Source organism: Acinetobacter sp. 129952 (genome assembly GCF_056642055.1).
The window spans coordinates 77,667-91,920 of the sequence record NZ_JBWVSU010000009.1 but is presented as its reverse complement, the minus strand read 5'-3'; the positions used below and the strand labels follow the sequence as shown (position 1 = coordinate 91,920).

Genomic DNA, 14,254 nt, shown 5'->3' with positions numbered 1-14,254 from the left:
CGGGGATTTTTTATGTCTGAATATTTAAGGATTACCACGCTGACGCATACGCGGCTTATACAGCAAACGATAGGTCACTGCCAGAATAATCAACCATAAAGGACTGATCATCAGAGCCTTTAAGGTATCGGGTTCCAGACTCAGAATAATCAAGGCGAATAACAGGAATGCCAATACCACATAAGACATCCCTACTCCACCCGGCATCTTAAAGGTCGAAGCTGCATGCTTTTGCGGTTGCTGCTTACGGTAACGGATGTAGCACACCATAATGATGCTCCAGATACTAATAAACAGGATCACACACAGCGAACTCGCCAGAGTAAAGGCTTCCATGGTGTTTGGCACAAAATACTGAAATGCTGCCCCCAACATAATAAAAGCACAGGAGAAAAATAACCCTGTGGCTGGTACAGCTCTGCTAGATAACCGCGCCAAAGCTTGAGGTGCTTGTCCGTCACGTGCCAGACCAAACAACATACGGCTGGTCGAGAATACGCCACTGTTCATAGAGGACATCACTGACGACAACACCACCAGGTTCATGATAATGGCTGAAGTTGGAATACCGGCATACAGGAACAAACTCACAAAAGGACTTTGATCCGCAGGAATCAGATGCCACGGTGTGACCGACATGATCATCAGCAATGACAATACATAGAACAGAATGATCCGCGTAGGAATAGCGTTGACCGCTTTGGGTAAGTTCTTTTCCGGATCCTTGGTTTCTGCCGCCATTGTGCCGAGCAGTTCCACCCCGACAAAGGCAAACATGGCAATCTGGAAGCCTGCTAGAAAACCGGTAAAGCCTTTGGGAAATAAGCCACCATGTGCCCAGACATTACTAAAGCTGGCGACAGCGCCACTCGGTGCCTGAAAACCGCTAAACACCATATAGCCACCGACAAAGATCAAACCGAGAATGGCTAAAATCTTGATTAGCGCAAACCAGAATTCAATCTCACCAAACAGTTTTACCGTGACTAGGTTAATCGCGAGAATAAACAGCACACAGCCAATACTAATCATCGCCTGCCCCATCGGGGTAAAGGCCATGCCTTCGGGCAGCCAGAAACTCAAATAGTTAATAATCGCCGCGAGATCGGCAATCCCTACCAGCACCCAACCCAGCCAGTACGACCAGCCAATATAATAGCCAGCACCCGGCCCGATCAGGTCATGGGCCATATCAATAAAAGATTTGTAATGCAGATTGGATAGCAGCATTTCACCCAACGCACGCATCAGGAAGAAGAACATGCCACCAATGATCATATAAATGATCAAAATTGAAGGGCCTGCCAGGGAGATGGTTTTTCCCGATCCCATAAACAGGCCGGTACCGATACAGCCACCAATGGCGATTAACTGCAAATGTCGGTTAGAGAGTTTTCGTTGCAACTCATGCGGCGACGATTTTACGTCTTCTGTGCCCGGGGTGGTTTTCATTTTTACATCCTTTTTAATCTTTACAACAGCATCAAGCTGAATTTACAACGTTCATTCCTCGAACGCTTATTATGACATTTTCATACTTTTTACTGCGCTGTTCAGTGAGATTTACTGCACTAAAACGACTTAAATCATTGCATGGGAGATTTCAATATCAAAAATTCAATTAAGCTTGAGCTGCAATGACTGCAATTTCAATCAGCCAGTCCGGATTGACCAAATCTGCCTGAATCGTAGCACGTGCCGGCGTGCCATGACCTTGTAACCATTCTACCCAAAGCTGATTCACGGTTTGAAAATCATCCAGATGCTTGACAAATAATTGTGCAGAAATCAGCCGGCTTTTATCGGTATTTGCCAATGCGAGCAATTCCTCAATTTTTGCAAAGACTTCCAGTGTTTGTCCGCGTACATCAAGATCCGTGCTATTCGGCACCTGACCCGATAGATACACGGTTTGCTGATGAATCGTCACCGCACTCATGATTTGATTGCTGTTGAGTCGCTGAATGGCTGTATTTGCCTGTGTCATGCTGATATTCCTTGTTTGGGATATTTAAATAAAATTTAAAGTAAAAATTTAAGCGTCAATCTGAAAATGAACCCGAGCGGTCACCGCGCACATCAGCTCGTAGCCGATGGTGCCAGAACTGGCCGCAACTTCATCAATCGGCAAAACCACACCTTGGGAAGATTGGCCCCAAAGTACCACTTCACTACCTATATCTGCGTGCGGCAGCGCAGTCAGATCTACGGCCAGCATATCCATACTGATTCGACCCAATGTGTGCGTTTTGATTGAATCTACCAGCACGGGTGTACCGGTCTCCGATAGTCGTTGATAACCATCGGCATAACCACAGGCCACAATCCCGACCCGCATTTCCTGCGTGGCAATAAATTTGGAACCATAGCCAACACTCTGACCTGTCTGGATCGTTTGAATGGCAATAATTTCACTGCGCAAGCTCATGCTCGGTTGCAGATTCCAGTCTTGAATCGTGTGTGTTGGATAATCTGGTGAACTGCCATACAGCATGATGCCGCTACGTACAATGTCTGAATGAAGGGTTTGATGATGCCGCAGAATGGCTGCGCTATTACTGAGCGAGATTTTACCTTCAAGCCCCTGAATGGTCTGGCTAAAAATCAGGTTTTGATACTGAATCCCGTCCACGCCAAAACGCTGGCCATCCGCATCGGAGAAATGGGTCATATGGGTAATGGAACGGACAGTGTTCAGCTGTTGCAGCTCCTGCCAGATCTCTGCATATTGCTGCGGCTCGAAACCCAGACGGTTCATGCCGCTGTTCATTTTCAAATACACATCAAACTGTGCATCCGGCGCTATTTCGGCAAACTGTTTCAGCCATTGCACTTGATGTCGGGAATGAATGGCAAAGCTCATTTCATGCTTCGCACATGCAAATAAATCCTCAAAAGCGAAAATACCTTCGAGCAACATTAGCGGCTTCTTGCATCCCAGCGCACGTAGCCGCGCGCCCTCTTCAATATCCAGAAAGGCAAAACCGTCTGCACCTTCAAGTCCAGCATAGACACGTTCAATCCCGTGCCCATAGGCATTGGCCTTGACCACGGCAAATACCTGACTATTGGGCATACATTGGCGCGCCACACTTAAATTATGCGCAAGCGCCTGTTGATGGATAATTGCAGTAATGGGACGTGGCATACATTCCTCCTTGAATATTCCGCCTCAGATAGTCTTAAGCCGCCTGGTGATAGCGCGCCAATGACAATCCTTCGGTACTAATTTCAGGATCACGGGCCAAGACCAGATCGCTGATTAATTTCCCTGAACCGCAGGCCATGGTCCAACCCAGCGTGCCATGTCCAGTATTCAGGAACAGGTTTTTAAAACGGGTTTTCCCAATAATTGGCGTACTGTCCGGGGTCATTGGACGCAGGCCTGTCCAGAAGCTGGCCTGATTCATGTCACCCCCCGGGAATAAATCACGGGTCACCATTTCCAACGTGCCACGACGGTCTTCATTCAGACCCAAGTTAAAACCGCTCAGTTCAGCCATTCCCCCTACGCGGATGCGCTGGTCGAAACGGGTGATTGCAATTTTATAGGTTTCATCCAGCACGGTAGATTGCGGAGCGAAGGCTGGATCTAGAATAGGAATGGTTAATGAATAACCTTTTACTGGATATACCGGCAAATTCAGTTCAAGCGGTTTAAGGAAATCACGTGAATAACTACCAAAGGCCAGCACATATTTATCTGCCGTGAGCACCTGACCATTCACCAGAACACCTTTGATCTGGTCACCTTCTACAATCAGCTTTTCAACGTTTTGATTAAACTTAAACTCTACACCCATCTCTTTGGCATGTTCTGCCAGGGCATTGGTAAACAGATAGCAGTCACCTGTTTCATCATTGGGTAAATGAAGACCACCCACCAGTTTGTCTTTTGCCTGTGCCAATGCCGGTTCTACACGCGCCAGTCCATCGCGATCCAGCAGTTCAAACTCAACTCCAGTTTCCTTCAGAACTTCGATATCGCGCTGAACTGCATCCAGCTGCGCATCTTTACGGAAAATCTGCAAAGTACCTTTCGCGCGGTTTTCATAAGAGATGCCAATATCCCGGCGCAAATTACGTAAACAGTCACGGCTGTATTCAGCCACACGCACCATCCGTTCTTTATTGACTGCATAATGCTGCGCATTACAGTTTTTCAGCATTTGTGCCATCCACTGCAATTGCCACAAGCTGCCATCGACATTAATCGCCAACGGTGCATGATGCTGAAACATCCATTTGACTGCCTTAAACGGAATACCTGGTGCAGCCCAAGGGGTCGAGTATCCTGGAGAAATCTGCCCGGCATTACCGAAGCTGGTTTCTTGCGCCGGACCTGCCTGACGATCCAGCACAGTCACAGTTGCTCCCTGCTGCGCCAGATAGTAAGCGCTTGCCACACCAATCACACCACTACCCAAAACTAATACGCGCATTACCTTAACCCTCAAACATCTTTTCAGTTTATTTCACTAGTATATTTTTGCTTTAATAGTTAAATTCACTATATTCAGACTGTATATTCAGTGGAATAAATATTTTTTCGGGCAGAATTAAAAAAAAGAGGGAAATATTGATGCGCAAATTAGACCGCATTGACCGCATGATTCTGGATATCCTGCAACGCGATGGCCGGATTGCCATTAGCGAACTTGCAGCACGCGTCAATCTATCGACCACGCCCTGTTCAGAACGGGTAAAACGGCTAGAGCGCGAAGGCATTATCATGGGCTATTACGCCCGTTTAAATCCGGAAATGCTGGAGCGCAACCTGCTGGTTTTTCTGGAAATCAAACTCTCCGCCAAATCAGGAGATGTCTTTGATCAGGTGGCTCGTAATCTGACTGAGATTCCAGAAGTCCTGGAATGCCATTTAATTTCCGGTGATTTTGATTATCTGGTCAAAGCGCGTTTAAAAGAAATGAGTGCTTATCGCCGCCTGTTGGGAGATTTACTGAAAAAACTGCCCGCCTCTGCCTCCTCGCACAGTTATGTGGTGATGGAAGAAGTTAAAGAAAGTTTATATCTGGACTTGGGTATTTAGTAATGATGGCTTTTTAAAGCTACGGGCAGAAACAACAAAGCCCCAAACGGGGCTTTGAGATCGAACATTGATTGAACTTATTAAACCTTAAGCAGGAATGCGGAGTACCTGTCCCGGGAAAATATCATCTGCATCTTTGAGCAAGGGACGATTAGCTTCAAAAATCTTATTATACTGATTGGCATCACCATAAAATTCTTTTGAGATTTTTGACAGACTGTCACCTGATTTCACCGTGTAGAACTTACTTTCCGGCTCAGGACTGCTTACCGTAAGCTGATCATCCACTTTTGCGACATGATCAATATTACCCACGGCCAAAACAATCTTTTCACGATCGGCCTGGCTTTGTACCTGACCTCTAACCGTCGCCAGATCCGAAGCGGAGTTATAACTGATGGATAAACCAGTGATCGGAAGGCCCAGACTTTTCACATGGCCGAGTAATTTATTTGCCACTTCCTGAGCAGAAGGCTCTGTAGGTTGTGCTGCAGCTGGCGTTGTCGTTGTAGGTGCAGCCTGTGGTTCCGCAGCAGCTGTATTCTTCTTACCGATACCTTTTACAAAATCAAAAAGACCCATAGCGGACTCCATTCTTGTTGTTAATGTCACATCACTCTTATTTTTATAATGAAAACTCTATAGAGATAGTTAGTCATTGGTGACAGAAAGGTAATGGATTGTAAAACCTCCATTCATGTGAAAGGCAGACACAAAAAAACCACCTCGAGGGTGGTTTTTTTGTTCAGCAAAGCTGAAATCGGCGATTAACCTAGTTTCTTAGAAACGTAGTCAATTGCAGATTGAACAGTTGTGATTTCGTTAGAATCTTCATCAGGAATCGTGATGTCGAAATCATTTTCGAAAGACATAACAAGTTCAACTAGATCTAGAGAATCTGCACCTAAGTCATCCATGAAAGACGCTTCGTTTTTAATCTCTTCGATTTTGATACCAAGTTGTTCTGCAACTGCTTGCTTAACACGTTGTTCGATATCGCTCACAGGAATTCTCCTCATTGCTTGTGGCGTTTTTAATGCCGTTAGTTTAATTGAATCTAAAAAATTTGGAAAGTTTATACTTGAGCTTAGCTCATGTATAAGCCCCCATTTACATGCATAACTGTACCAGTAATGTAACTGGCTTTATCCGAAGCCAAGAAACTTACGGCATTTGCGATATCCTGCGGATCACCTAAACGGTTTAATGCCACCTGCTCAGTCATCTTTTTACGAATTTCTTCGCTTAGCTGCTCAGTCATTTCAGTCGCAATAAAACCTGGTGCTACCGAGTTTACGGTAATCTGACGGCTACCCATTTCTTTGGCAAGGCTACGGCTAAATGCTTCAATACCTGCTTTGGCAGCAGAATAGTTGGCCTGACCCGGGTTGGCAAAGTGTGCCACCACAGAACTGATGTTGATGATGCGACCGAAACGCGCCTTGGTCATGCCTTTGAGTACGCGCTTAGACAAACGGTAAACTGCTTTCAGGTGAATATTTAAAATATCATCCCAGTCATCTTCAGACATACGCAGCAGCAAATTGTCTTTGGTAATACCAGCATTATTGACCAACGCAAGGACTGGACCATAGTTCTGTTCAATGTCCGTTACCAGCGCATCAATCGCAGCACCATCACGTACATCTAGTACTTTTCCAGCGCCATTTTCAGCAAACTGTGCAGATAATTTTTCCGCACCTGCTTCAGACGTTGCAGTACCTACGACAAAATAACCGTCTTGAATCAACTGTTGTGCGATCGCAGCACCAATACCACGACTTGCACCTGTTACCAGAGCAACTTTACGTTCCTGTGTCATGCACTTTTCCCTTCTGCCGCCAATACGATGTTTAATGCATCTTCCAGACGAGATTGACTGTCCAGTGGAAGTGCTTTTTGAATATTCGGCAAGCGTTTCGCCAAGTTGGTCAATACATTACCCGGACCACATTCTACAATGTACTCAATCCCTTCATCTTGAAGGAATTGTAAGGTTTTAGTCCATTGTACCGACTCATAAAGTTGCGCGGTCAACGCCTGACGCAATTCATTTACATTGGTTGCCGCTTGCGCACCCACATTTTGTAATACAGGAATGCGTGGTAGCTCAATGGCGGTTTGTTCCAATGCCGGAGCAAACTGTTCAGCGGCAGGTTTCATCAATGAACAATGTGACGGAACCGATACTGGCAGTGCAATCGCTTTACCAGCATTTTCTTTGGCCAATGCCATCACCGCTTCAACGCGATCTTTATTGCCTGCAACGACAACCTGCCCTTGCGCATTATAGTTCGCTGCTTCGACAGAACCTTCGCCTGCTGCAGTTGCTTGTGCACACAGCTCAATCACTTTGGCATCGTCCAGACCCAAAATGGCAGCCATCGCGCCTACACCCTGAGGTACTGCAGTCTGCATGAGTTTGCCACGCAAGTTCACTAGCTTCGCAGCATCACCCAGGCTTAAAGCACCTGATGCAACCAGTGCGCTGTATTCACCCAGTGAATGGCCTGCAAGATATTTCGGTGCTACACCGCCAGATTCCAACCACACGCGCCATAAGGCAATACTTGCAGTCAGCAATACCGGCTGGGTAAATTCGGTTTGATCCAGACCTTCGCCAGTTTGCACAATCTGCCACAGATCAAAACCGACGGCTTCAGATGCTTCTGCAAATGTCTCGCGAATACTCGCAAACTGTTCTGCAAGCTCAGCCAGCATACCAGCTTTTTGTGAACCCTGACCCGGAAACACAAATGCAGTTTTTGTTGCGGGTGCTGCTTGTTCGAGTGGTGTAGCAGACATAATAAAATCCTTTCATTCAAGAGGTGCGCTTCTTCAATCCTAACAAGAAGACTGACCAATAAGACCACCTAAATCATTGTGGAGCGCAATTTAGCATGTAATTTTGTCGGCGGTAATTGCCAAATACAACAAAAAACCAATACCATTAAAAATCAAAGACAAAAAAAAGGGAGCTAAATGCTCCCATTTTTTCTACTAAGCTTGACGCTTAATACATCACCAATTATTCAGCAGATGCTTTAGCGAATAATTGACGACCACGGTAGATACCATCTTTAGATACGTGGTGACGACGGTGAGTCTCGCCAGTAGCTTGGTCTACAGTTAATGCATTCTCGGTTAAAGCGTCATGTGAACGGCGCATGTCACGGCGAGAGCGACTTTTACGGTTTTGCTGAACGGCCATGATGGCTCCTTACAAAGATCGAAAAAATGGATCAGAACAAATTCGATTGTCTTATACACAAGAGTATAACACAAAAATTAGTTAAGTTTACCCTTCAAAGCAGCCAAAACTTCAAACGGGTTGTCCCGTTTTTCTTCAGCCACTTCTTCTACGGCAGGTTGATGCTTATGTTCACAAAACTCATGTTTAGGCGACAACGGCATCAACAATAACAGTTCATCTTCTATTAGCGCGAGCAAATCAGCGGTCGCAGGTGCATCATAATCACCTTTGGTCGTTGCTTCACTTTCACCTAGGACGATGAAATCAGCATCCTCATCCAAGCGCTCTATCAGTGACTCATCATCCACAAGTGCCAAATGGAACGAAGAAACCAGTTCAATTTCTACGGTTTCCAGACAACGCTGGCATTCCATAGGAACTTTTGTTTCAACGTGACCATCTAGCCATGCAATACGATGATAGGCATCCATTGATAGCTTACAGTCTATGTTAATCAATTGATCATCAATTGATCCAACAGCTTCACGAGCGATACGAACAAAGCGGGATAAAGGCAGTTGACCTGACCATTTAAAGCCCTGTTCAGCCCATTTAAACGGCTCAATCTGTGCCGGAAAGGTATTTGCTGACATAATTAAGGCGGCAATTCTACAAATTCATCAGTACTCTGTCAAAGATTAAGATACAATTTTGTACTTATTTCGACAGACCATTTGGGTAACTCAAGTCATGCATCTGTTGCAGCCGCAAACAGAAGTGAATGTTTCATCACTCGTTAGCACAATTCCAAGCCTTGATTCTGACAGTTCAACACAACAAGTGCAACTCTCGCCATGGGCGAATTTATCGTCAGAAGCGCAGCAGGTGGACTGGCTCATCTTACACTTTAATCACTGGTTTTCCCATTTAAATGTCACTTTAGTGCGTGGCGAATTTGAACCAGAATATTTCCCTGCAAGTACAAACAGTCCTGCTCGCATCCAGTTTGCGCATGGTTTCTTTAATAGCGCTTTGCATGAAATCAGCCACTGGAGCATTGCCGGAGACAAACGCCGCCTGCTGCCTGATCTGGGTTACTGGTATGCCCCGGATGGCCGTACTCGCGAACAGCAGGCTTTATTTGAACAGGTCGAAATCAAGCCACAGGCAATTGAGTGGATGTTTGCCCAGGCTTTTGGCCGTAAATTCCGGGTTTCTTTGGATAACTTGACTGGCGATGGCGGTGATGGCGCCAGCTTTAAAGATAATGTTTATGCCCAAGTTCAGGCTTATTTTAATGGTACAGCCAAACTTCCACGTGATGCAGCGCGCTTTATCCAATGTATCTGTATCTGCATCAGAGGTGGCAAAAGTTTACAATCTGATGAATTTATACGTGAAATGCTTGATTAAATTACACAAATCTACCTTTTTTATGATTGCCAGATCTTGCCTGAGCGCCACATAATAAGCCATCAGCCCAAGCTTGGAGTAGTCTCTATGCTGCATTTACGCGTACACCCAGACAATCCGCAACCCCGCTTAATCAGTCAGGCAGTGGAACGTATCCGTGCGGGTGATGTGGTGGTCTATCCTACTGATGCGGCCTATGCGATTGGTTGCCAGATTGGGAACAAGAGTGCCATGGAGCGGATTGCGCAAATTCGTGGTCTGGGTCCAAAACACCAATATGCGATTCTGTGCTGTGATTTGTCCGATATTGCCACTTATGCCAAGGTGGACAATGCCATGTACCGTTTGCTAAAAAATAATACACCAGCCATCACGACCTTTATTTTACCTGCGACCAGCGAAGTCCCACGTCGATTGATGCATCCCAAGAAGAAAACCATTGGTCTGCGCATTCCGAATAATCCGGTGTGTCAAATGTTACTGAAAGAACTCGGTGAACCGTTGTTAACCTCTACCCTGATTTTACCGGGTCAGACTGACCCACTTGATGATCCTTATGATATTGAAATGCAGCTGGGCAAACGCATTGATGTTTTTGTAGATAGTGGTTTAGGCACGTTGAGCACGACCTCTATTGTAGATTTATCTGGTGATCATCCAGAAGTGATTCGTCGTGGTATGGGAGATGTCAGCGCTTTTGAATAAATGACGCTTGAGAAATTCCTACAAACATTCGGGGAGTCAAAATGAATGGATTTATTTTACTTGCTCCTGAATCAGCATGAATTTTCTGCACAGGATTTGATCTATGCAGAACTGCCTTGGACACTGCAATCCAAGGCAGCGCTGGTCGAAGCACATCCCTCTCCCCATCTCACTATAAATATTGATCATACTGAGTACCAATTTTTCCTGACGTTGGCTCTAGTGAGACAGTTGTTGCAGATCTATTCAAACCAAAATGTATGCCTGGCAGAGTCTTGCCAACGTATCATTGAATTTGCGACCAAGGAATACAGCCATTCCTCACCATGAAAATCTAAAACAGCATATGGTGAGATGTTACAGTTCTATTCTTTTCAATTCGGCAGATATGCAGTGGCTGGCAAAGACAGTTTAGGAATCTGAACTACGTTCATAATGACGAACCGCAATGAAATTTGGACATTGCGATAGCTTCTGTTCATGATGCATGAGCTCTTCACCCAGTTTATTTTTCAGATACACATGAAAAATGATCTGATCATCTTCCAGTACATTCAGCATCGCCGTACGTGCTTTGGGTTCCATGACTTTAAAGGAATTGATCGACTCACAAGACATGGCTTGCATATCCAGTTTAATTCGCTCATCCAGCTGGTCGCCCTCATAAGCCATATGCCGCATGTAAAAACGAATATTGGGATATTGGTCCAGCACACTAAAATCCATTTTCATGGCCTGCATGACAGGTCGGGCCTGTTCCGCAAAAGCTGAAAATCCGCCTGATTTCAGTCCTGTGCGTGCTTCATCTTCAAGCTGCATAATCTGATATTTGGGATAAGCCCAAAATCCCCCGAATGCGATCATCCCAATAACAACCAGAATAAGTGGCATGCTTTCTTCACCGTTTTATTGATTTTTGTGATTCTTGACTATTTTTCGAGAGTATAGCGGTATTTTTGACCAAAAATTACGGGGAAATATTTTATTAATACTTATTAATTTTATGTTTTTTAATGGAAAATCCGTTTAAAAATCATTCGATATCTGCCAGCTAGCTTATTTACTCTTTTGAGGAGAATCACTGTATTGATCGAGTTTTGAAGTGAATCAACTGGCATCATCTACCAGATAAGCTTAATTATAAGAGCCAATTTAGCATGAAAATCACCGCTGCATTTCCCGCCCGATTCTGCCATTTTCCTTTGTGCTATTTTAAAATCGCAGATAAATTCCATTATTTTTTTAAGTTTTTATGGCTTTGACGGCTTATTTAATTTATTTAAAGTTACTTTTCCAGTACAATGACAACGCTTAATCCTGTGCTTTTCTTTCGATCAGATACCGAAAATCAAGCCTTTGCATGCCTTTGAAAATTCGCGTGGCCTATAATTGTAATGACTCAAATTATCCATAACACTATGGAATCTGCTCCGCACATTCGGGTTCTGGATGAATGGCAGGATACAATTCCAGAGGATCTGTACATTCCTCCAGCGGCATTTGAAATCTTATTAGAACATTTTGAAGGCCCACTCGACTTTTTAATTTACCTGATTCAAAAAAACGGTTTTGATCTGTTACAGGTCGATATCGCGCCGATTGCAGCGCAGTATTTGTCTTATATGGACGCGATGAAATCCCTGAACATCGAGCTGACGGCCGACTATATGGTGATGGCGGCCTTACTGGCAGATCTGAAATCACGTTTGCTTTTGCCGAAACCGAAAAGCCTGACTGCGATTGAACAGGATCCAAAACAAGAACTGATTGACCGTTTAGAAAATTATTTAAGAATTAAACAGGCAGCAGAACGTCTGGGCCAGATGCCGATTCTGGAACGTGACACTTTCACCACCAACGTCAGTTTGGGCGAAATCCAGCAGCCGAATGAAGGCTATTCAAGCGATTTATTGCGTGATGCCTTGCTTTGTATATTTAATCGTCCTGAACCCGTGATTCATCAGGTGCAACAGGAACCGGTACTGCTGGAAGAACGTATTGCCTATATTGAAAGTTGTATTGAAACTGGTGCAATACTCAGCTTTAAGGACTTGTTAAAACCGAGCCAAGGCCGTATGGGTATGGTGGTAACCTTTATGGCGGTGCTGGAACTGACCCGACAACAAAAAATTCAGATTATTGCTACAGGTATTGAAGCCCCGCTCGCAATTCAAGGAGCCAGTCAATGACACTCGATCAAAATACGCTGTTATCTGCAGAAGATAATCTGCATGAAGTCCTGATGCAGCTTGAAGCCATTATTTTTGCCAGCGACTCTGCGGTTTCATTGGCTCGTCTGAAAGAAGCTTTTCAGGATCGCTATAGCAAGCAGGAATTACGTCAGTATTTACAACAACTTTCCATGCTGATGCATGGCCGTTCAATTGAACTGATTGAAACAGCACAAGGTTATCGTTTTCAAGTGCGTGCAAAATATCGTAATATTATTGCACAGACCTGGCCTGAGCGACCGGCTCGCTTGTCGCCTTCATTACTGGAGACACTTGCTGTGATTGCTTATCACCAGCCAGTGACTCGAGCGGATATTGAACAGATTCGTGGTGTCACGAATAACAGTCAAAACTTGCGTACGCTGTTTGACTGGAACTGGATTAAAGAGTCTGGATTTCGTGAACTCCCTGGAAGACCTGCGTTGTTAATGACAACGCCACAATTTTTAAATGCGTTTGGCCTGAATAGTTTGGGCCAATTGCCTCCCCTGCAGGATGCCAAGGAAGCTTTTATGGCCCTCGATGCGAATGCACCGAAGTCATAAATAGGTGAACTGTTGATAATTATTTCTAAGGTTATGCTGTCATGAGTGAAAAGTTGCAAAAGGTGCTTGCACGCGTTGGTTTGGGTTCTCGCCGTTATATGGAAGAAGTCATTGCCGCGGGTCGTGTAAGTGTCAACGGGCAAATTGCCCAAGTGGGTGAACGAATCGAACCAGGTGATGAGCTTCGCATCGATGGTCGTAAAGTTGCCTTCCAGATTGAAGACGAAATCCGTCGTCGTGTCATTATTTACTACAAGCCTGAAGGCGAGATCTGCTCACGTAGCGATCCTGAAAACCGTCCGACTGTATTTGAACAGCTGCCTGCTATTCCGGGCGATCGCTGGGTAATGGTGGGTCGTCTGGATATTAACTCGACCGGTCTGCTTTTATTCACAAATGATGGTGAACTTGCGAATCGCTTGATGCACCCATCGAATGAAATCGAACGTGAATATGCAGTTCGTGTCATGGGTGAAGTTACACCACAAATTCGTAACAACATGCTCAAAGGCGTGGTGCTAGACGATGGTCCGGCAAAATTCGAATCTTTCTCTGAACTCGGTGGTGACGGGATCAACCGTTGGTTCCAGGTGGTAGTAAAAGAAGGTCGTAACCGTGAAGTACGTCGTATCTTTGAATCACAAGGCCTGAAAGTCAGCCGTCTACTGCGTACCCGTTATGGTACTGTGATTTTGCCACGCGAACTGCGTACCGGTCGCTGGATTGAACTGGATAAAAACGATATCGACAACCTGACCAAAGCTGTGGAATTGAAACCACGTCAAGGTACTGGTTTGTTTGGTATGGCGAAACGCCGTAATGAACGTATGCAGGACAAGCCGATGGCTGCACGCCGTGGCGGTTTCTTGCGTCAGCAACGTCGTGACAGTGATGAGCAACCACAAAATAATACTGGCCGTGAGCGTCGTGATGACAATGCTTATGGTCGTCGTGACAGAGCTGAAAACCAGAATGGCACTCAGTTTGTGCGTCGTGAAAACCGTCCGGATCAAGGCTTTGGTCGTCGTGAAGAGCGTGATGAAAATGCGCCGCGTCGTCCATACGGTATCAACAAAGGCTTTAAAAAGTTTTAATTAAGATAAATAAAAAAAGTCAG

General features: G+C 45.1%; 18 protein-coding genes. 7 read left to right on the top strand and 11 right to left on the bottom strand.

Annotated features, from left to right (window positions below; genetic code table 11):
• Positions 1-24: 24 nt before the first annotated feature.
• The 4 genes from AC1IR0_RS11370 to AC1IR0_RS11355 form a co-directional block, all read right to left on the bottom strand.
• Complete coding sequence (locus tag AC1IR0_RS11370; RefSeq protein ID WP_247143897.1) at positions 25-1,452, bottom strand: amino acid permease; 1,428 nt, start codon at positions 1,450-1,452, stop codon at positions 25-27.
• Between the two features lie 169 nt (positions 1,453-1,621).
• Positions 1,622-1,987, bottom strand: a complete 366-nt coding sequence (locus AC1IR0_RS11365; protein WP_409654607.1) for a RidA family protein — start codon at positions 1,985-1,987, stop codon at positions 1,622-1,624.
• Between the two features lie 48 nt (positions 1,988-2,035).
• Positions 2,036-3,148 carry an alanine racemase gene (alr, locus tag AC1IR0_RS11360; RefSeq protein ID WP_409654610.1) on the bottom strand — a complete coding sequence of 371 codons (1,113 nt, stop codon included), beginning with the start codon at positions 3,146-3,148 and terminating at the stop codon, positions 2,036-2,038.
• Positions 3,149-3,182: 34 nt separating this feature from the next.
• On the bottom strand, positions 3,183-4,442 hold the full coding sequence (locus AC1IR0_RS11355; RefSeq protein WP_479741397.1) for a D-amino acid dehydrogenase: 1,260 nt from the start codon (positions 4,440-4,442) through the stop codon (positions 3,183-3,185).
• Positions 4,443-4,582: 140 nt separating this feature from the next.
• Between AC1IR0_RS11355 and AC1IR0_RS11350 the strand changes: the two genes are divergently transcribed.
• Positions 4,583-5,050, top strand: coding sequence for an Lrp/AsnC ligand binding domain-containing protein (locus AC1IR0_RS11350; RefSeq protein ID WP_004646102.1), 468 nt, complete (start codon positions 4,583-4,585; stop codon positions 5,048-5,050).
• A gap of 87 nt (positions 5,051-5,137) precedes the next feature.
• Here AC1IR0_RS11350 and lysM read toward each other — a convergent pair whose 3' ends face one another.
• From lysM to AC1IR0_RS11320, 6 genes are all read right to left on the bottom strand, one after another.
• A complete protein-coding gene (lysM, locus tag AC1IR0_RS11345) occupies positions 5,138-5,632 on the bottom strand; it encodes a peptidoglycan-binding protein LysM (protein ID WP_409654614.1) in 495 nt (164 codons plus the stop codon).
• A 185-nt stretch (positions 5,633-5,817) separates the two neighbouring features.
• Positions 5,818-6,054 (bottom strand): acyl carrier protein, encoded by a 237-nt coding sequence (acpP, locus tag AC1IR0_RS11340; protein ID WP_004646101.1) that lies wholly within the window; start codon positions 6,052-6,054, stop codon positions 5,818-5,820.
• An 83-nt stretch (positions 6,055-6,137) separates the two neighbouring features.
• Positions 6,138-6,872, bottom strand: a complete 735-nt coding sequence (gene fabG, locus AC1IR0_RS11335; RefSeq protein ID WP_153566866.1) for a 3-oxoacyl-ACP reductase FabG — start codon at positions 6,870-6,872, stop codon at positions 6,138-6,140.
• Positions 6,869-7,855 (bottom strand): ACP S-malonyltransferase, encoded by a 987-nt coding sequence (gene fabD, locus AC1IR0_RS11330; RefSeq protein WP_409654619.1) that lies wholly within the window; start codon positions 7,853-7,855, stop codon positions 6,869-6,871. The genes fabG and fabD overlap by 4 nt, the downstream gene beginning before the upstream one ends.
• Before the next feature lie 223 nt (positions 7,856-8,078).
• Entirely contained in the window at positions 8,079-8,261 is a 183-nt protein-coding gene (rpmF, locus tag AC1IR0_RS11325) for a 50S ribosomal protein L32 (protein WP_004279227.1), read from the bottom strand.
• Between the two features lie 77 nt (positions 8,262-8,338).
• Complete coding sequence (locus AC1IR0_RS11320) at positions 8,339-8,896, bottom strand: YceD family protein (RefSeq protein WP_004279226.1); 558 nt, start codon at positions 8,894-8,896, stop codon at positions 8,339-8,341.
• Between the two features lie 97 nt (positions 8,897-8,993).
• Here AC1IR0_RS11320 and AC1IR0_RS11315 point away from each other — a divergent pair, with 97 nt between their 5' ends.
• The 3 genes from AC1IR0_RS11315 (at position 8,994) to AC1IR0_RS11305 (ending at position 10,691) form a co-directional block, all read left to right on the top strand.
• On the top strand, positions 8,994-9,656 hold the full coding sequence (locus AC1IR0_RS11315) for an elongation factor P hydroxylase (protein ID WP_409665525.1): 663 nt from the start codon (positions 8,994-8,996) through the stop codon (positions 9,654-9,656).
• 87 nt (positions 9,657-9,743) lie between these two features.
• Positions 9,744-10,361: an L-threonylcarbamoyladenylate synthase gene (locus AC1IR0_RS11310; RefSeq protein WP_004646095.1), complete on the top strand. Its 618-nt coding sequence runs from the start codon at positions 9,744-9,746 to the stop codon at positions 10,359-10,361.
• Between the two features lie 45 nt (positions 10,362-10,406).
• Positions 10,407-10,691 carry a hypothetical protein gene (locus AC1IR0_RS11305; protein WP_409654623.1) on the top strand — a complete coding sequence of 95 codons (285 nt, stop codon included), beginning with the start codon at positions 10,407-10,409 and terminating at the stop codon, positions 10,689-10,691.
• Between the two features lie 81 nt (positions 10,692-10,772).
• Here the strand turns inward: AC1IR0_RS11305 and AC1IR0_RS11300 are convergent, their stop codons facing one another.
• Entirely contained in the window at positions 10,773-11,252 is a 480-nt protein-coding gene (locus tag AC1IR0_RS11300) for a hypothetical protein (protein WP_004279222.1), read from the bottom strand.
• 503 nt (positions 11,253-11,755) lie between these two features.
• On the opposite strand from AC1IR0_RS11300, the gene AC1IR0_RS11295 reads away from it, so the two are divergent.
• From AC1IR0_RS11295 to rluB, 3 genes are read left to right on the top strand one after another with little or no spacing between them, the layout of a single operon-like run.
• Positions 11,756-12,550: a segregation and condensation protein A gene (locus AC1IR0_RS11295; RefSeq protein WP_004279221.1), complete on the top strand. Its 795-nt coding sequence runs from the start codon at positions 11,756-11,758 to the stop codon at positions 12,548-12,550.
• Positions 12,547-13,137: an SMC-Scp complex subunit ScpB gene (scpB, locus tag AC1IR0_RS11290; protein ID WP_005104832.1), complete on the top strand. Its 591-nt coding sequence runs from the start codon at positions 12,547-12,549 to the stop codon at positions 13,135-13,137. Before AC1IR0_RS11295 ends, scpB begins: the two co-directional genes overlap by 4 nt.
• A gap of 41 nt (positions 13,138-13,178) precedes the next feature.
• A complete protein-coding gene (rluB, locus tag AC1IR0_RS11285) occupies positions 13,179-14,231 on the top strand; it encodes a 23S rRNA pseudouridine(2605) synthase RluB (protein WP_004646093.1) in 1,053 nt (350 codons plus the stop codon).
• Positions 14,232-14,254 lie beyond the last annotated feature (23 nt).